The 17,901-nt window shown below is 69.4% G+C and carries 16 protein-coding genes and 1 pseudogene; 7 read left to right on the top strand and 10 right to left on the bottom strand.

The features are described from left to right. Nucleotides 1–85 precede the first annotated feature (85 nt). Nucleotides 86–1,345, bottom strand: a complete 1,260-nt coding sequence (locus tag AB0M95_RS06060; protein ID WP_363760331.1) for a glycosyltransferase family 4 protein — start codon at nt 1,343–1,345, stop codon at nt 86–88. A gap of 548 nt (nt 1,346–1,893) precedes the next feature. Beyond that, nucleotides 1,894–2,086, bottom strand: a pseudogene (locus tag AB0M95_RS06055) (endonuclease NucS domain-containing protein); the annotation flags it as partial. Between the two features lie 64 nt (nt 2,087–2,150). Between AB0M95_RS06055 and AB0M95_RS06050 the strand changes: the two are divergent. Further along, the gene (locus AB0M95_RS06050) at nt 2,151–3,641 is read left to right on the top strand and encodes a recombinase family protein (protein WP_363760140.1); all 1,491 of its coding nucleotides are present in this window, start codon (nt 2,151–2,153) and stop codon (nt 3,639–3,641) included. 356 nt (nt 3,642–3,997) lie between these two features. Here AB0M95_RS06050 and AB0M95_RS06045 read toward each other — a convergent pair whose 3' ends face one another. After that, nucleotides 3,998–4,177 carry a hypothetical protein gene (locus tag AB0M95_RS06045; protein WP_363760137.1) on the bottom strand — a complete coding sequence of 60 codons (180 nt, stop codon included), beginning with the start codon at nt 4,175–4,177 and terminating at the stop codon, nt 3,998–4,000. A gap of 78 nt (nt 4,178–4,255) precedes the next feature. On the opposite strand from AB0M95_RS06045, the gene AB0M95_RS06040 reads away from it, so the two are divergent. Then, nucleotides 4,256–4,852, top strand: a complete 597-nt coding sequence (locus AB0M95_RS06040; protein WP_363760135.1) for a hypothetical protein — start codon at nt 4,256–4,258, stop codon at nt 4,850–4,852. Nucleotides 4,853–5,769: 917 nt separating this feature from the next. Here the strand turns inward: AB0M95_RS06040 and nucS are convergent. Next, nucleotides 5,770–6,471, bottom strand: coding sequence for an endonuclease NucS (nucS, locus tag AB0M95_RS06035; RefSeq protein WP_363760132.1), 702 nt, complete (start codon nt 6,469–6,471; stop codon nt 5,770–5,772). Nucleotides 6,472–6,592: 121 nt separating this feature from the next. On the opposite strand from nucS, the gene AB0M95_RS06030 reads away from it, so the two are divergent. The 3 genes from AB0M95_RS06030 (at nt 6,593) to AB0M95_RS06020 (ending at nt 9,302) form a co-directional block, all read left to right on the top strand. After that, nucleotides 6,593–8,068 (top strand): 3-hydroxybutyryl-CoA dehydrogenase, encoded by a 1,476-nt coding sequence (locus AB0M95_RS06030; protein WP_363760129.1) that lies wholly within the window; start codon nt 6,593–6,595, stop codon nt 8,066–8,068. Between the two features lie 71 nt (nt 8,069–8,139). Next, nucleotides 8,140–8,439: an ATP/GTP-binding protein gene (locus AB0M95_RS06025; protein ID WP_363760126.1), complete on the top strand. Its 300-nt coding sequence runs from the start codon at nt 8,140–8,142 to the stop codon at nt 8,437–8,439. A 158-nt stretch (nt 8,440–8,597) separates the two neighbouring features. Further along, nucleotides 8,598–9,302, top strand: a complete 705-nt coding sequence (locus AB0M95_RS06020; RefSeq protein WP_363760123.1) for an alpha/beta hydrolase — start codon at nt 8,598–8,600, stop codon at nt 9,300–9,302. A gap of 143 nt (nt 9,303–9,445) precedes the next feature. Here the strand turns inward: AB0M95_RS06020 and AB0M95_RS06015 are convergent, their stop codons facing one another. The 3 genes from AB0M95_RS06015 to mce all read right to left on the bottom strand — a co-directional run bounded on the left by AB0M95_RS06015 (nt 9,446) and on the right by mce (nt 12,800). Beyond that, nucleotides 9,446–10,693 (bottom strand): AI-2E family transporter, encoded by a 1,248-nt coding sequence (locus AB0M95_RS06015; RefSeq protein ID WP_363760120.1) that lies wholly within the window; start codon nt 10,691–10,693, stop codon nt 9,446–9,448. A 113-nt stretch (nt 10,694–10,806) separates the two neighbouring features. After that, nucleotides 10,807–12,099, bottom strand: a complete 1,293-nt coding sequence (locus tag AB0M95_RS06010; protein ID WP_363760117.1) for a DivIVA domain-containing protein — start codon at nt 12,097–12,099, stop codon at nt 10,807–10,809. Nucleotides 12,100–12,371: 272 nt separating this feature from the next. Next, complete coding sequence (gene mce, locus AB0M95_RS06005; RefSeq protein ID WP_358515788.1) at nt 12,372–12,800, bottom strand: methylmalonyl-CoA epimerase; 429 nt, start codon at nt 12,798–12,800, stop codon at nt 12,372–12,374. 168 nt (nt 12,801–12,968) lie between these two features. Between mce and AB0M95_RS06000 the strand changes: the two genes are divergently transcribed. Continuing rightward, complete coding sequence (locus tag AB0M95_RS06000) at nt 12,969–14,156, top strand: acetyl-CoA C-acetyltransferase (protein WP_363760114.1); 1,188 nt, start codon at nt 12,969–12,971, stop codon at nt 14,154–14,156. A 96-nt stretch (nt 14,157–14,252) separates the two neighbouring features. On the opposite strand, the gene AB0M95_RS05995 is transcribed toward AB0M95_RS06000, so the two are convergent. The 3 genes from AB0M95_RS05995 to AB0M95_RS05985 all read right to left on the bottom strand — a co-directional run bounded on the left by AB0M95_RS05995 (nt 14,253) and on the right by AB0M95_RS05985 (nt 16,924). Then, nucleotides 14,253–14,423, bottom strand: a complete 171-nt coding sequence (locus AB0M95_RS05995; RefSeq protein WP_363760111.1) for a hypothetical protein — start codon at nt 14,421–14,423, stop codon at nt 14,253–14,255. A gap of 332 nt (nt 14,424–14,755) precedes the next feature. Further along, nucleotides 14,756–15,445, bottom strand: a complete 690-nt coding sequence (locus tag AB0M95_RS05990; RefSeq protein ID WP_358515781.1) for a DUF4230 domain-containing protein — start codon at nt 15,443–15,445, stop codon at nt 14,756–14,758. 87 nt (nt 15,446–15,532) lie between these two features. Further along, nucleotides 15,533–16,924 carry a hypothetical protein gene (locus tag AB0M95_RS05985; RefSeq protein WP_363760108.1) on the bottom strand — a complete coding sequence of 464 codons (1,392 nt, stop codon included), beginning with the start codon at nt 16,922–16,924 and terminating at the stop codon, nt 15,533–15,535. A gap of 375 nt (nt 16,925–17,299) precedes the next feature. Between AB0M95_RS05985 and AB0M95_RS05980 the strand changes: the two genes are divergently transcribed. After that, nucleotides 17,300–17,848 (top strand): MarR family transcriptional regulator, encoded by a 549-nt coding sequence (locus tag AB0M95_RS05980; RefSeq protein WP_363760328.1) that lies wholly within the window; start codon nt 17,300–17,302, stop codon nt 17,846–17,848. Nucleotides 17,849–17,901: the final 53 nt, after the last annotated feature.

Here is a 17,901-nt window from a genome sequence, read left to right as displayed (position 1 = left end):
GCATTCTGGGCACCACCGAGGGACCGATCGGGCTGTCCACCGATCGATGGACGGCTGGGTCGATGGACAGGCGGATCCGCGCGGGTCAGGCGGCGCCGGGGGAGGGTCGGGCCAGGTCCGCCAGCAGGTCGGTCCACTGGGCCCCGATGACGTCCATCTGGTAGTTCGCCGCGGTGCGCAGCGCGTTGGCGCCTATCGTCCGGCGCAGTTCCTCGTCCTCGATGAGCCGGCCGATGCCCGCCGCCAGCTCCACGGCCTTCTTGGAGCGGATGAGCAGGCCGTCGTGCCCGTCGGTGATGATCTCCTTGGGGCCGTGCGGGCAGTTGAAGCTCACCACCGGCACCCCCTTGCTCATCGCCTCCAGGATCGTCATGCCGAAGCCCTCGTACCGCGAGCTCACCGCGTAGATCGAGGACTTGGACAGCTCGACGCCGATCTCCGGGGTGCTGCCCATCAGGAACACCTTGTCCGACAGCCCGGCCTCGTCGATACGGGACTGGAGCTTGGCCTCGCGCTCGGGCGTGCCGCCGCCGTAGATGCGCAGCACCCAGTCCGGGTGCTCCACGGCCACGGTCTTCCAGGCGTTGACCAGCCGGTCGAAGCCCTTGACCCAGACGATACGGCCGATGCCGATGACCACTTTCTCGGTCAGCGGCGAGACGTCGCCCGCCAGGTCGGGGATCGCGTTCGGGATGCGCACCAGCCGTCCGGGCGGGTTCTTGCGCAGCGCCTTGGCGTACTCCTTGCGGTCGGCCTCGGTGAGGGTGGCGAACGCGTCGAGCCTGCCGTAGCGCCGCTTGATCTGGGCCTGGAGCTCGGGGCCGTGCGATTCGAAGGTGACGTGCTCCTGGCCGACGAGCACGACCTCCGGCGGCGCGAAGAGGCTCATGATCAGGTTGAACCCCGGACGGGTGCCGATGACCACCCCGCCGCGCAGGGACCGCAGGTAGCGGACGAGCCGCAGGTCCGTGAGGAGGCTCATGGTGTGGTACGCCTTCTCCTCCGTGGACACCAGCCTGCTCGGGCGCCGCGCGAGGAAGTCCGCGAACCGGCCGCGCGGCGACATCCTGTCGTCGAGGAAGGTCACCTTCACGCCCGGCGGCATCGCGAAGAACGGCTCCTCGTTCGTGCGCACCAGGCTGACGATCTCGACCTCGCGCTCCCGGGACAGGTACGCGGCGAGGTTGAGCACCGTGCGGATCGTGCCGCCCATGCCGTACGCGTGCAGCAGCAGGATGCGCACCGGTCCGGTCCCCCGGGGCGGCGCCTTACGCAGCCGCCTGCGGTTGACCAGCCCGAGCAGCGCGAGCGCCGCGCGGGCGACGATCGCCCGTGCCCTCGTCATCACGCTGGACGCCCCCTGTGTCGTGAAGTCATTCGTACCCTCGCAAGTCATTCGCCCTACGGCGCGGGGAGCCGCCCGTGTCCGGGAGGACGATGGTCCCTTTCGTACTCCATCGGAGGTAAACGTTGGGTTAGCGCGCTCCCCGTACCAAGTCCCCTTGTTCATGATCTAGACGCATTGATCCCGGTGAACAGTTGCGCCTTTTCGCGAAAAATTCGGTGCGTGCTCGAATGGTTACCTGAAACGGGGCATGGCGCGGAGTGTCTGGGGCCGGGATGTCCAGGGTGCGACGGGTCGCTGCATGTCACCGGGCGAGCGCGTCCGGCGGCTGACCCGAACGGCATTCGCGTGCCGGGGGAGCGATCCGCGGCCGGGCGGTCACGCCCTACGCCCATGGGCAGGCCGGCCCCGATGAACGCGGGATGAATCGGACAGCCGCTCTACCAGTGGAAATGCGCCCCTGTTGTGAATGATTTGGCGGGGGCGCTGGGTTCCGGGTGCCGCTATGGATTCAGGGCATGCCAACGGGTCGCGGGACTACGGGGAGCTCAGAAGAGGGTGTCGGTGCGCTCGATGCCGCGCAGGGCGTGGTAGTCGAGCGTGACGCAGCCGATGCCCCGGTCGGTGGCCAGCACGCGGGCCTGGGGCCTGATCTCCTGCGCGGCGAACACGCCCTTGACCGGCGCGATCAGTCAGCGGATCGCGGTTGAGCAGCTCCAGATAGCGCGTGAGCTGCTTGATATGTCGGTGTCGATGAAGGTGCCGCTTCGTGGCGTAGGATGCCTTGACCGAAGGAGTTGCCTGCATGCCCCCCATCCGCGAAGCCGACTACGCGCGGCTCAGCAAAGATCGTCGCGGGCTGAGCGAGAACGTCACCATCCAGCTTGCCGAGTGCGCCGACACCCGCGAGGAGTCGGGCGAAGCAATCACCTTCGTTGCCGCCTTCAAGGATAACGATGCTTCCATCTCCCGCTTCGGTAAGAAAAACAAGGCCAAGTCGCGCGTGGAGTACCCGCAACTCCTTGAGCTTATCCGCGCCAACGGTATTGACCGCCTGCGCGTCACTGAGCTGAGCCGTATCTACCGCGACCCTTCCGATCTGGAAGAACTTATCCAGCTCGGTGATATCACCACTTTTTACAGCATCGTCACCACCACTGGCGCGGTTTATGACCTGCGAACGGCAGTAGGCCGCGCCGCCCTTCGGGACTATGTCAAAGTCAACGCCTATGAAAGCGATCTGATTTCGGAACGCGCCCAGCGCAAGAAGCGCAGCCAAGCACGACAAGGGCTCCCTAACGGAGGGCGGCGTTCCTACGGCTATGCCAAAGACGGCGTCACCATCGTTGAAGAAGAAGCGGAGGTAATCCGCGATATTGCAGCCCGCTTACTCAAGGGCGAATCCATCAACCACATTGTCCGCCGCCTGAACCAACAGCAAGTGTCTACCGCCGAGGGCGCGAAATGGTACAAGCCCACGCTCATTAACATGATGGGCCGCAAGCGGTATGTAGGAATCCGAGTGCATAAGGACGCCGAGTATCCCGCCATCTGGAAAGGCATAATTGACCCTGTGATCTTCGAGCGGGTGCAGGTGGCGCTACGGGTAGATGAGCAGCTCAAGGCCCAGCGCTCCAATCCCCGCAAGTATGTACTCGCTGGCTTCGTGTTCTGCGGGGCATGTGGCCGCAGGCTGCACGGAACAGTTAAACAAGACCGCCCCAGCCAGCCAAAGAAGGCGCGCTACCGCTGCCTCAGCTATTCTGCTGACCAACTCCCCACTGGCTGCGGCAGAGTTACTCGGCTGGCCGAACCGCTGGAAGATTTGGTAGCCGCTGCCGTGATTACCCGACTGGACGGCGACGACTTTGCCACTTTCTTCAGCGATACTGAGGAAGATTCCACGCGGCTCCGGGCGGCCCTCGATGAACTACAGGCTAAGCGCCAAAAGCTCACTGAGCTCATTGGTGACTATTACGGGGACAACCTAGACCAGCTGACCCGCGAGCAGTTCATGCTTGCCAAAGGTGCGACTGAAACTTCCATTGCCAACCTGGAAGGTAAGGTAGAAAAACTGAGCGCCAAACGCGGCGCGGCCGTGTTGCCCGTGGGCCAAAGCATCCGTGAGACGTGGCTGAATAGTGATGATCTGGGCTGGAAGCGCAGCATGATTGGGCTGGTCATGGACAAAATCATCGTCCACCCTGGCGGCGGCAAACCTCGCTACGAACACCAACTCACCGACGCAGTGTCCAAATTCGACCCTGAGCAGATCGAAATAATCTGGAAGGTGTAAGCCGTAAGAGGCCGGACTGCTTGTCGCATGGCCAGTAAGCTCTCCGCTCCCGAAGCTGTCCCCAGCCCCAAAAGTGTGCGCAGGGTGGGCAGACCGAAGTCGGGGCGGCCCTGGGGACGTCCTCCAGGCGGACGTCGTAGCCCTTCGTCGTGAGGTCAATGTCGGGCGGGAACACGCGTAGGGTCGCGGCGGCGACGGTGGCCTCGAGCCCGTCCTGTAGCCCTCGGCCTTCACCAGGAAGTCGGCGAGCCGCGGTTCGCCGATGACCTCGGCGGCGTAGCGGTGCGCATCTCAGGGCGTGGGAGAGCTGGAGGACCAGATCCATCGCCGCTCCCGGATGCTCGCCGGCCGCCTCATCATCCAGCAGGGCGACTGATGGAGTCGAACATGTGGCGGATCTGCCACGCCACGCCCTCCAGGTCGGTGTGCTCGGGGCCGATCATCGACGGAAGCAAGGCGCTCTCTAGCATCGCCGCGACCTCGCGGGCCATGATCGCGGTGAGCGGGGCGTGCCGGGGCCCTTCCCGACCCAACACCCCGCTGCCTCCAGCACACCAGCACTTGCCTTCAGCAAATCTCTTGTACTCATTCAAAATCTTGTGCATTCTTCAAGCATGACTTCACAGGACCTGCTGGACGACATCTTCGCCATCCGCTGGCCGCTGCCGTACTTCTCCGAGGACGACCAAACCCCTCCGGTCGAGCGTGCCGCCGCGGTGGACGACGCGTGGAGGCCCCGCTCCGCCTTCATCCGGAGACTGGGAGCCGCGGCGGCAGACCACGGCCCGGACTACGATCCGCTCCTCGCCGCTCTTGAGGACCTCGTCGCGATCAAGAAGGCCGCCGATGAGCAGATCCGGCTGCTCCTGGCCTACGGCCGGGTCTACGTCACCCCGCGCCCCCACACCCTGGAAACCCTCGGCCAGGCCGCCGGCCTTACCCCCTCCGGCGTCAGCCGCGCCTTCGGTGCCAAGGAGATCCTCGCCGTCGGGAACCTCACCGGTCGGCGCCCTGCCGCAGCTGAGATCAACGATCACCACCCCGATCTCTTCCCCGGCGATGACAGCCGACGGCGGTGCACCTGGGGAGGCAGCAAGAACAACCCCTGCACCGACGAGCCCAAGTACGCCGTCACCGACAAGTCGGGCACCAAGTGGGCCTGCTGTGACAGCCACCTGCCCGGCTATCTCCGCTCTCGCCCCCGCAACTGAGTCGAACGGGTACTCCCCGTACGGGCTGGGGAAACCCACCGCGAGCAACCACGCGCAGGGCGCCCCGGCCCGGCACAACCCGACGCCCCGTAATCCCCGAACACCCCGAAGTACGCCTGTTTCACCCCTATATGTCCGGATTCTTTTCAGTTATTCGCGTAGAGACGCATCCAGAACCCACCCTCCACCCGACCGTCTCCGACACGAACACGATCAAGCAGAAACCCCACCCAACCAGCTACATTCACCCGTCCGCAGCGACCACGAACCGCATTTGTGATCTCTCACCCGGCTACCTGACGGCTGGGGACACGTTCGGGAGCGGAGGGCCAGTAGGGGCGCTTGGACACAAGGAGGGGGAGCGACGGTGCGGTCCGTAGCATGAAGCGAAGCCCCCATTGTGGTGGGACGAGGGAGTGCCGAGTCTCTCGAAATCGGGGCGGAGGCCATGGACGCAGTGAAGAGCCTGGATGCAGCTGTCAAGGACTCCCCGGCGTATGGGGCACGGAACGCATCGAGAGTGGCGGCGGGAACTGGGGAGGCCCTTCCCGGCCTGGTAACCTGCGGAAATGTCGTTGCCGGAGCAGCATGCCCTATAACCGGTGGTCCCGGGAACTGGGTGGCGTGCCGGTGGGCGTCGGAGGCGGCCGTAGTACCGATCGAGCCGGCCGGGCCGCATAACCGGCGGTGATGGCGGTAAAGCGCATGCTGCAAGACACCGGCCGGATCACGCGGAACACGCGGTTCCCACGATCACCACGCGGAGGGACCAGCCCGACCGGCACTCACCAGGCCCTCCGCGCAGTCGCTGCGCATCGACGAAGCAGCGGCCCTTCGGGCGGCCAAAGCCGGTCCCGGACGGAGGTTCCACGCGTTCAATTCGCTATGCGTATTGCATGTGGACGTTGCTGCCACCCCTAAAACAGCGTATCTTCGCGCTTCATCCCCCGCAGTTCGTCGTAGTCGAGAATGACGCACCGTATACCCCTGTCTTCGGCCAGCGTGCGGGCCTGCGGGGTGATCGCTTGTGCAGCCAGCACACCCCCAACCGGGGCCAGCAGGGGGTCACGATTCAGTAGCTCTAGATAACGGGTCAGTTGCTCTACGGCGTCAATGCCTGCTCGCCGCTTGATCTCGACGGCGTGGTGCCGTAGCCGTGAAGCGGGCCGCTTGATCTCGACGGCGACCGTGCCGCCGAGGTGGTCGCGGCACAGGATGTCCACCGGCCCGATCGCGGTGGGGTACTCCCGGCGGACCAGCGACCAGCCGTCGCCGAGCGTCTCGATGTGCTCGGCCAGCAGTTCCTGCAGGTGGGCCTCGACGCCGTCCTTGCGCAGGCCCGGGTCGACGCCGAGTTCATGCGAGGAGTCGTGCAGGATCTCCTCGATGGTGAGGATCAGCTGCTCGCCGGTCTTGCCGTGCGTGACGGTCCAGCCGCCCTCTTCCTCGCGGAGCCTGCACGGAGGGTTCATCCAGTTCAACGGCTTGAACGCGCGGTCGTCGGAATGGATTGATACCGAGCCGTCCGCTTTGACCAGGATCAGCCGGGGCGCCATCGGGAGGTGCGCCGTCAGCCGCCCCACGTAATCCACGCTGCAACGCGCGATGACCAGCCGCATGACCGCCAACCTTACCGCCCGCCCAGGGTCGCCGGGCGCCGATCGCGGACGGCCGTCCGGGGTGGGGTCTTTTGAGGGGAGGGCCGGTGCTCTGGGAGACTTGCGGCGAGAGGAGGGCCGGATGTCACGGACATTTGAGACGGTCGGAGTTGTCGGGCTGGGCACCATGGGGGCCGGGATCGCCGAGGTGTTCGCCCGCGCCGGGCTCGCCGTCGTCGGGGTCGAGGTCGACGCGGAGGCGCTGGAGCGCGGCCGGGGGCACGTCCTGCGGTCCACCGGCCGCGCGGTGAGCAGGGGCAAGCTGTCCGAGGCCGGGCGCGACGAGATCGTCGGCAGGATCGCCTTCACCGGCTCGCTGGACGACCTGCGCGACGCCGACCTTGTGGTCGAGGCGATCCCCGAGGTCATGGAGTACAAGCGCGCCCTGTTCACCGACCTGGATCGCGTGTGCAAGCCGGAGGCCGTCCTCGCGACCAACACCTCCTCCCTGTCCGTCACCGCCGTCGCCTCGACCATCGCGCGGCCCGGCCAGGTCGTCGGCATGCACTTCTTCAACCCCGCGCCGGTCATGCCGCTCGTCGAGGTCGTGCGCACCGTCGTCACCGCCGAGGGGGTGGCCGAGGACGTCGCCGAGCTGGCGCGGCGGGTCGGCAAGACCCCGGTGACCGTGGGGGACCGGGCCGGGTTCGTGGTGAACCGGCTGCTGCTCGGCTACCTCAACCACGCCGCGACCCTCCTGGAGCTGGGCGTCGCCTCACGCGACGACATCGACGCCGCGATGCGGCTCGGCGCCGGCCTGCCGATGGGTCCGTTCACCCTGCTCGACCTGATCGGCCTGGACGTGTCCCATGAGGTCTGCGAGGTCCTGTTCCAGGAGAGCCGCGACCGGGCGCACGCGCCCGCGCCGATCCTGCGCGAGCTGGTCACCGCCGGGCTCCTCGGCCGCAAGAGCGGGCGCGGCTTCCACACCTACGAGGGCGCCGCCGAGGCCGGACCGGCTTCGGCGGGGACGCATCCGGGGTCGGTGTGCGTGATCGGCGAGGGGGCCGAGCGGCTGGCGGCGGAGCTGTCCGCGGCGGGCGTCAAGACGGGCGACGCGCAGGAGGCCGACGTCGTCCTCGTCCTCTCCAGCACGCCGGTCGTTGAGCACGCGGCGCAGCTGCCCCGGCCCGAGCGGCTCGTCGGTCTTCACCTGGTCGGCGAGCGCGTCGCCGAGGTCGTCTCGACGGTGCTCACCTCTCCCGAGGCCGCCGGCGCCGCCAGGGAGGTCGTCTCGGTGCTCGGGCGCACGCCGGTCGCGAGCGCCGACCGCGCCGGGTTCGTGGTGAACGCCCTGCTGTACCCCTACCTGAACGACGCCGTGCGCATGTACGACTCCGGGTACGCCTCCGTCGCCGATATCGACGCCGCGATGCGTCTCGGCTGCGGCTACCCGGCGGGCCCGTTCGAGACGCTGGAGGCCGTCGGCCTGGCCACCGTCCGCGAGGGCCTGCGCGCGCTGTACGCCGAGTACCGCGAGCCGTCCTTCGCGCCCGCGCCCCTGCTGGACCGGCTGGTCACGGCCGGGGTGACGCGGATCGATGACGGGGGGATATAGGGGCTAGGAACAGGAAGAAGATCCTGCGATCAGACGTTCAGGTCGACATGAGCCCCCGTCGTGCTCGCCGCATGGACCCCTGGGACAGAGGAGGACGCGCCACGCCCGCGCGCCCCATCGAAGACGACGTCCTGCGGGGAATGGACCGGGTGGAGGAAGGACCGGACGGAGAGTGGAAGGTCCGCATGGTCTCCGGTGGCGGGTCCGAGAAGGTCTACCGCTGCCCGGGGTGTGACCAGGAGATCCGTCCCGGGCTGCCGCACATCGTGAGCTGGCCGAACTGGACCGGCGGGGAGGGCGAGCGGCGCCACTGGCACACCGCGTGCTGGCGCAAGCGCTCCGACCGCGGGCCCGGCCGCTCGCGCTACTGACCCGAAGCGGCCCGCCGACCGGAAAGCGGTTCGCCGACCGGAAAGCGGCCCGCCGGTCAGATGGCGGGCCGCTGATCAGGAAGCGGCCCGCGCCGAGACGCGGAAGCCGTCCCGCCCCGGGCTCGCCGGGGTGCTCGAAGGAGTTTGAGGAGCCGTCATTGGAGATCCGCTCGTCCACGATCCTGCCCGCCGTGCGGGAGGACATCGAGCTGCACACGGCCGACGGGCTCACGCTGGTCGGCGAGCTGGCCTCGCCGCTCGAGGACCGTCCCGCCGCGACGCTGATCTGCCTGCACCCGCTGCCCACGGCCGAGGGCATGATGGACAGCCACGTGCTGCGCAAGGCGTCCTACCGGCTGCCCGCGCTGGCGGGCCTGGCGGTGCTGCGCTTCAACACCCGGGGGACCGCCTCGGCCCGGGGCAAGTCCGAGGGCGCGTTCGACGAGGGTGAGGGCGAGCGGTTCGACGTGGGGGCGGCCCTGGAGTACGCCGAGTTCCACGACCTGCCGAATCGCTGGCTGCTCGGCTGGTCGTTCGGCACCGAGCTCGCGCTGAAGTGGGGGCACGACCCGCTCGTCCAGGGCGCGATCCTGCTGTCGCCTCCCCTCAAGCGCGCCGGAGACGCCGACCTCGACGCCTGGGCGGGCTTCGGACGGCCGCTCGTCGCGCTGGTCCCCGAGTTCGACGACTACCTGAGGCCCGAGGAGGCGCGGCAGCGGTTCGCGCGGGTCCCGCAGGCGGAGGTGGTCGGCGTGGACGGCGCCAAGCACCTGTGGGTCGGCGAGCCGTACGTCCGCGTCGTGCTGAACGAGATCGTCAGGCGGGTGAACCCCGCCGCTCATCCGCTGCCCACCGAAGTGTGAGTTCCCGCCCGCGCGGCGTCGCCGGCGAGGAACACTCGGCCTACATGACCGGGCAGGTGCTGTTCATCGGCGGCTTCACCGCGACCTGAGCGGCCCTCGAGGCGTTCCTGCCGCCCGAGCCATCCGGGGACCCGTGCCCGGGGTCACATCCGGGCCTGGCGGGGCAGGACGACCTCTCGGACGATCAGCGCCACCGCGGCCGCCACGGGGATCGCCAGCAGCGCCCCGACCACGCCGAGCAGCGCGCCGCCGAACAACGCGGCGATCACCGTCACCGCGGGCGCGACGTCCACCGAGCGGCGCATCACGCGCGGGTAGATCACGTAGTTCTCGATCTGCTGGTAGACGATGAAGAAGATCGCGCAGGCGAAGCCGAGCGTCATGGATTGCAGGAAGCCGACCGCGCTCACCAGCACCGCGCCGACCGTGGCTCCCACCAGCGGGATCAGGTCGGTCACCGCGACCACGAGCGCAAGCGCCAGCGCGTACCGCGCCCCCGCGATGGACAGGAAGAGCCATGACAGGGCGCCCGCGATCACCGAGATGAACACGTTGCCGGCGACGTAGCCGCCGATGCCCGTCAGGATCTCGTCGCCGATCGCCGCGGTGCGCGTCCGGCGGGTCGCGGGCACCAGCCGCAGCAGGTAGTCCTTGATCGAGGGCAGCGAGGCGAGGAAGTAGAGCGTCAGCACCAGCAGCGTGAACCCGGAGAAGAACGCGTCGAGCACCACCGCGCCCGCGCCGAGGATGCCCCCGGCCACGGCCGCCCCGAGGCCGCCGTTGGTGATGTAGTCCTGCACCTTGGCGAGGATCTCGTAGTCAGCGTCGAGTTGCTTGATCGTCGGGTTGGCCAGCAGCTCCTGCACATAGCCGGGCACCGCGCTGATGAAGTCGCTGGTCTGCTCGCTGACCGGCGGGACGATCGCCAGCCCGAACAGCCCGAACAGGACGATCACGCCGAGGAAGACGATCGAGATCGCCCAGCGCCGGCCGAGCCCCCACCGCTGGAGCCCCTCGACCACGGGGTTGAGCCCCACGGCCAGGAATGCCGCCACGACGATCAGCACGATCACGCTGCGCGAGCTGAGCAGGGCCTGGGCCAGGCCCCACGCCGTCAGCACGCCGAGCGCTGCCGTGAACCCCCACAGGAACGGGCCGCGGGCGAAGGGCTTGCCCGGCTCGCCGTAGGGCGCGCCGCCGTGCGCCGCGTCCTTGGCCGGCGCCGCAGTGCCCGCGCCGCTCCGCGATGGCGCGCCTTCGCCGGAGGGCGCCGGACGGGGGATGCCCGCCGCGCGCAGGACGTCGGTCACCTCGGCGGCGCCCGGCCCGCCGTGCGCGGCGGATCTGGGCAGGTCCGGACGCTGTGTGGCATCCGGGGTGGTATCGGGCACGAGTGCTCCTCGACATCACAGGACGCGGACAACAGGAGAGCCTAGCGACCAACATGATCGCCAGGCTCTCCCGGTAGCCGTCCTAACGCCCCATTTGTGATTACCGCTGGGGGCTACTCCTGCCACCACTCGGATTCGTCGTCGGCGGGAGCCGAGGCGCGCTGCGGAGCCGGCGCGGGGCTCGGCTTCTCGCTCGCCATCGGCGTCGGCGCCAGGGCGGGCTTGGCAGGGGCGGCGGCCACCGCCGGGGCCTCGTCCATGCCCGGCAGCGCCGCGCCGCCGAGCAGCTGGCGCAGCTGAGCGAGGTGGCTCGTGATGCTGTCGCGCTGGCGGGTCAGTTCGTCCACCTGGCGCTGGGCGATGGTGCGGTTGCGCTCGGCCTCGGACTTGGCGTCCGAGACGATCGACTCGGCGCTGGACTTGGCCTCCGCCACGAGCTGGTCGGCGTTCTTGCGGGCGTTCGCCAGGAGCTGCTTGGCGTGCGTGTCCGCCTCGCGGCGGGTCTGCTCGGCCTGCTGGGTGGCCTTGGTGGCCCGCTGCTCGGCCGTGGCGGCGCGCTGCTCGGCCTCGGCGACCAGCTTCTGCGTGGCGGCCTGGGCGGTGGCGTGACGCTCGGACTCCTGGCGCTCGGCCTCCTCGCGGCGGGCGGCGAGCTGGATCTCGAACTCGGCCTCGTCCTGGGCGCGCTTGGCCTCGGACTCCTCCAGGACGCGCTGGGCCTGGGCCCGCATCTCGTCGGCCTGACGCTTGGCGGTGGTGAGCACCTCGTCGCGCTCGCGCTTGGTGGACGCGCGCAGCTGCGCGACCTCGCGCTCGGTGGTGGTGCGCAGCTTGGCGATCTCGCGCTCGGCGTCGGCGCGCTTCTCGGCGACCTCGTGGTCGGCGGTGGCGCGGAGCTTGGAGACCTCGCGCTCGGTGGTGGAGGTCAGCTCGTCGGCCTCGCGCTTGGCGGTCGAGCGGATCTCCTCGGCCTCGCGCTCGGCAGTCGTGCGCATCTCGTCGGCCTCGCGGGTGGCGAGGGCGCGCTTCTCGGCCGCCTCGTTCTCGGCGGCGGCGCGCGTGTCGGCGGCGTCGACCTTGGCCGCGGCCTTGATCTCGTTGGCCTCGGACCTGGCCGCCTGGACCAGCTCGGTCGCCTGCTCCTCCGCCAGCCGCAGCAGCTGCTCGATGCGGGCGCCGAGACCGGAATAGGTCGGGCGCTCCTGCTCCTGGAGCTGGCGCTGGGAATCGGACAGCTCGCGCTGCGACGCGCCGAGTTGCTCGCGCGCCTGTCGCAACTCGGTGTCGAGTTGCTTGAGGTGGTCGTGCACCTGGTGCCGGTCGTAACCACGGAGAACCACGTCGAATTCCCGCGTGGGGGCGTCTTCGAAGAAATTGTTCAGCTGGGCGTCGATGTCGGACTGCATGAGGCTCGATCCTGGGTTGTCGAGACGGCTACACGGGCCGGACGGGGGGGCGGACATCCGAGGCGGGAACCCGCGCCCATGGTCGCGCGCGCTGCGCACATGCCGGAGGGCCCGCTCTCGCGTGCCCTCCGGTGCTTGTGCTCGGCTCGCCCGTCCATGGTCGGGATCCACGTCCGGTGGTAGGCCAGCGTACTCCGGTGTTGCCGAATTGGAGGTCCCGTCCGACTTTCTGCGCGACTTGTTACGAATAAGCCATTGTTAAGTTTCGTCTGCTAGGACGGCCGGGGAGGGGACTCGACCAGCTCTGTCAAGACTCCTCCCACGTCTTTTGGATGAAGAAACGCGATTGACGTGCCCATTGCTCCGTGCCGAGGGGTCTTGTCCAGCAAACGCACGCCCTCGCCGCCGATGTGCTCCATCGCCGCGACGATGTCGGACACCCCGTACGCGATGTGGTGAACACCCTCGCCCCGCCGCGCGAGGAACTTCCCCACCGGCGTGTCCGGGCCCAGAGGCCGGAGGAGCTGGATGTAGGAGCCGCCCCCCTCGCCGTCGGCCACGTGCAGCATGGCTTCCTCCACCCCCTGCTCCTCGTTGATCTCGCGGCTGACGACCTTCACGTCGAAGGCCGCCCGGTAGAACGCGATCTTCTCGTCGAGATTCTCGCAGGCGATGCCCACATGGTCGATTCTCAGCAGCATTGCGTGTCCTCCCTGCGTGTCGGCCTGCGCGTGCCGGGCGTCCTGAGCGAGGTCCCGTCGCCGAGACCTCGCGCAAACCGGCCGGCGCGCTCTGGGTATGGTGGCAAAGTCGCCTACGACCCCATCATGGAGGCCCTGGTGTCCGGTTCTTCCACCATCCCGCCTGGCATGTCGCGATCCGTCATCGTGGCAGGGGCCCGCACTCCCATCGGACGGCTGCTCGGCGCGCTGTCCGGTCTGTCCGCCGCCGACCTGGGCGGCATCGTGATCAAGGCGGCGCTGGAACGCGCCGGCGTCGCGCCCGACCAGGTGCAGTACGTGATCATGGGCCAGGTCATCCAGGCCGGCGCGGGGCAGATCCCGTCCCGCCAGGCCGCAGTGAAGGCAGGCGTGCCGATGAGCGTGCCGTCGCTGACCATCAACAAGGTCTGCCTGTCCGGGCTCGACGCGATCGCCCTGGCCGACCAGCTCATCCGCGCCGGCGAGTTCGACATCGTGGTCGCGGGCGGAATGGAGTCGATGACCAACGCCCCCCACCTGCTGCCGGGCCTGCGCAAGGGCGTCAAGTTCGGCGGCTCCGAGGTCGTCGACGCCATGGCCCTCGACGGGCTCACGGACGTGTTCGACCACGTCTCGATGGGCGAGTCCACCGAGCGGCACAACACCCGGCTCGGCCTCGGACGCGAGGAGCAGGACGCCTTCTCGGCCAGGTCCCACCAGCTCGCCGCCGCCGCGATCAAGGACGGCCGGTTCGACGACGAGATCGTCCCGGTCACCCTGCCCCAGCGCAAGGGCGACCCGATCGTCTTCACCAGCGACGAGGGCGTGCGCGGCGACACCACCGTCGAGACGCTCGCCAAGCTGCGCCCGGCCTTCGCCAAGGACGGCACCATCACGGCCGGGTCGGCGTCCCAGATCTCCGACGGGGCCTGCGCCGTCGTGGTCATGTCCAAGGCCAAGGCCGAGGAGCTCGGGCTGCCCTGGCTCGCCGAGATCGGCGCGCACGGCAACGTCGCCGGGCCGGACAACTCGCTGCAGTCGCAGCCCGCCAACGCCATCCACCAGGCCCTCGGCAAGCAGGGCCTCACCGCCGACGACCTCGACCTGGTCGAGATCAACGAGGCGTTCGCGGCGGTCGTGCTCCAGTCCACCAAGGAGCTCGGCCTGCCGGAGGACAAGATCAACGTCAACGGCGGCGGCATCGCTCTCGGCCATCCCATCGGCGCCTCCGGGGCGCGCATCGTCCTGACCCTGGCCCACGAGTTGCGGCGCAGGGGCGGGGGCACCGGCGCGGCCGGGCTGTGCGGCGGCGGAGGCCAGGGCGACGCGCTGATCATCACCGTCCCGGCCTCCTGAGGCCCGGACCGGCACATCTCACGGTTTCTCACGTTTCCCGGGCGGGTGCGGACGCCCGCCCGGGGCCGTGGCCCGAGGGCAGGGCACAGGCGGGGATCATGCGCGGGGGAAACGCTCCGGCGGCACGATTCCCTCGATCTCCACGAGAAGGTCGTCCCGGCAGATGTCGACGTTCACGTGGGCGATGCCCGCGTGCGGCGAGAACGCGCCCGAGCAGGCGCGCCGGACCGCCTCCATGTCCGCGTCGCGTTTGACGCAGCCCTTCACGGGGTCGAGATCGTGATCTCGGCCCGGTCCTTGAGCATTCGAAGCAAGGCGGCGAACTGTTCGGCTTCGCCTCGTCGCGCCATGAAGCCCTCGCATTTCGGGGGGTGGAGCCGTCACCGGACCGGGCGGGCATTTCACGGGCGTCCCATCCCTATCCCACCAGGGCGGCAGAGGTGCAGCTCACGATGAATGGCGCATCCCATCCCACCTCAACCCAAATCATGCCAGTAGTCGGATTTCGCTGAAAACCTGACATCTGCCTGGACCTCCGGAAATATCCGGCAAGAGAAAGCGCTCCCCGAACGGGGGATCCTTCGGAATCCCCCGGCGGCTCAGGGTTCGTCGGCGTACTTCACCGTCACCTTGGTGAAGCCGAGGGACTTGAGCATGCCCTCGAGCATCAGCTTGGTGTTCTGGTCGGCGCGGGCGCGCAGGTCACTGGCCTGGGCGGCCTCGGCGATCTTGCGTTCGGCCAGGACGTACAGCTCCTGCTGGTTCTGCGGGGAGCTGGACAGCAGCTCCTGGACGCGGTCGAGCAGCCCGCGCTGCTGGGCGTAGACGTAGGACCTCTCGTTGTTCAGGTTCGTCTTCTCCAACTGCGCGCGCGGCAGCCGCACGGTGACCTCGGTGCGGTCGGGGGAGACGGTGATCGCGTCCTTGGGCAGGCCCGAGAAGTCGACGTAGGCGTCCACGCTGCCCGCGCCGACGAACAGCGTGCGCGAGCCCTTGATGGCGTCGGGAAGGAACGCGGCGTCCTTCTCCAGGTCGACGATGACCTGGAAGTCGCCGCTGGCGGCCTGGAACCGGCTCATGTTCTGGATCGACTGGAGCAGGACCGGCTGGCTGCGGTCGACGGTCGTCTCGCCGAACGGGTTGAGGTACGACCAGGTGAGCCGGGCTCCCACGACCAGGAGCACCAGCACCACGAGCACGCCGGCGAGGAGGCGCCAGCCACGCCGGCGGCGGCGCTCGACCGGCTCGGCCGGCGGCGCCGTCTGGGGGGTCGGCATCGGGCGGTTCACGACCCGTCTCCTTCCCGAGATGAGGCCTTTCTCACATCATGTGCGGCCGCTCCTCGGGAGCGCGGCCCCCGCCACGCCGGCGGCCTCTCACTTGGGGAAGGCCGCCGGCTGCGGGGAGGCCGGGGCGGGCATCGTCGGGTACGGCGAACCGGGCACGGGCGACTGGCCCGGATAGCCCGGCACGGGCGACTGGCCCGGATAGCCCGGCACGAGCCGCGCACGCGGCCGGGAAGCCGTCCCGGCCCCGGGCGCCACGTGGTGGACGGCGATCTGCCCCGCCCCGCCTCCACCGAAATGGGACGCCTTCAGCCCGCACGTGGCGAAGTCGGTGTAGAACATGCGCAGCCAGTCGCGGCGCTGGCTGTCGGCCAGGCCGGAGAACCACGTGGCCGCCGCCTGGTGACCCGGCAGCGGTCCGCTCGGCAGCGGCTCCGCGCGTAGCCAGGCCGTCACGATCGCGCGGTACCCGGCGGCGCGGGCGGTGCCGCACGGACGTGCCAGCCGCTCGACGAACTCGGCCGCCGCCCGCGCGGCGAACCCCGGGGTGAGGTCGTCGACGTAGATGGGCACCACGCCCGGCCCCGGCGGGGCGGTGCCCGCGCGGGAGCGCTGCTCGACCCGCGAGAACGCCCCCGGCGTGCCCGTCAGGCGGGCGGCGACGGTCGTGAACGCCGCGCCCAGCTCGGTCAGACCGCCGGCCATCCCGGGATGGACGCAGACGGTGATGGGCCATTCCTGACAGGTGTAGACCATCGGCTCGCTCGCGGCCACGGCCTGCGGCTCGCCCAGCAGTCGCGCCATGCCCGTGCCCGCCGCCAGCACGGCCAGCATCGCGCCGGCCAGCGTCAGCGCGCGCCCGGTCACGGCGGCGGCCCACGCCAGCAGCAGGGCGACGGTGAGCCCGACCAGCCAGAGCGTCTGGTTGGCGAAGGCCCCCGGGCTCAACCCCTCGAACGGGTCGTACGGCTCGGACAGCGCGGGCGCGAGCCTGACGCCCCAGGACGACCCCTGCGGCAGCGCCGTCAGCAGGCCGTACGCACCCACCCCGGCCAGCGGCGGGGTGACCGGCCAAGGCAGCGCCCACCCGGCGACCCATCCGGTCACCGTGTACAGCGCGAGCCCGGCGGCGCCCACCGCCAGGCCCGTGGGCGCCAGATGGCCCGCCTGCTCGGTCAGGGCGGCCTTCATCGCCAGCAGCGTGACGGTGGCCCCGAAGGACCCCACCACGACGCCCAGGATCGCCAGCGGCGCTCTGAGCACCTGCCAGGCGCCCGGCACGCGGCGCGGCGCCGCCCGGCGCCTGCGCACGGCGACCCAGGCCGCGAAGGCCGCCGCGACCGGTCCCGTCAGCCGCAGCGAGCCGATGACCGCGACGACGATGTTCTCCCACGCGGATATTCCGGGTACGAGGACGCTCCACGCCGCGAGCAGGCCCAGCGCGAGCAGTATCCCTACCGCCGCAAGCGCGCTGTGCTTCAACTCTTCGCGTGAAACGCCCCTCTGCTCAAGCACGGCCTCGCGCGGACCGGACGACCGGCCGCGCTGCCCGTGCGCTCATGTTGTTCATACAAGCACCCCCCGTGCCTGGATGAGCGACGCGTGCGCCGGTGCCGGCCCCTTGGCACCTTTCGCCCGGTCGGTCCCCGCCACGCCGGACGTCCACGGGCTCGTCTTACCGTGCCTCGCGTCGCCGGCGCGGTTTTCCCCGTTTTGGACCGGGCTTTGCCGCGCCTCACCTCTTGACATGCACACCATAACGGAGCGTGATGTTTGGCGTCCCGGTTCTTGGGTAACCCATGAACTCAGTCACCCAGTGTCAGTGGTCCACGCAGGCGCTAGCGTAGCGTTGTGTCCATCGGTGTACCGAAGCCGCTCAATCTGCCATTCGACCCCATCGAACGCGCCGCCGAGTCCTGGCGCGTCCATTTCGGGCCGTCATCCGCCATGGCGGCCGTAACATCGATCATGAGAGCGCACCAGATCCTGCTGAGGCAACTGGACACGCTGCTCAGACCGCACGACTTGACGTTCGCCCGCTACGAGGCGCTCGTGCTGCTCACGTTCAGCCGCACGGGCGCGCTGCCCCTGTCGCGCATCGGCGAGCGCCTGATGGTGCACCCGACGAGCGTGACCAACACCGTCGACCGCCTGGAGCGCGCCGGGCTCGTCCGCCGCATGCGCAACCCCAGGGACGGGCGCGGGGTGCTCGCCGAGATCACCGAGAAGGGGCGCGAGCTCGTCACCCGGGCGACCGCCGACCTGATGGAGGCCGACTTCTGCATGACGATGTACGGCGAGTCCGACCTGGCCGAGATGTTCGGCATGCTGCGCACGATCAGGGTGGCGGCGGGCGACTTCGAGCCACCCGGAGACGAGTCCGGGCCGGACCACCGGAGGCGATGAGCCCCGGTCGTCCGGCCCGGTCGTTACCGCTGTGCGCGGGCCCGGTCAGTCGG

Origin of the sequence: Sphaerisporangium sp. NPDC051017, assembly GCF_040683095.1 — a bacterium.
In the GTDB taxonomy this organism is placed as follows: Bacteria; Actinomycetota; Actinomycetes; order Streptosporangiales; family Streptosporangiaceae; genus Sphaerisporangium.
The sequence above is the reverse complement of the archived record's forward strand: the minus strand, read 5'-3'. Positions and strand labels throughout refer to the sequence as shown.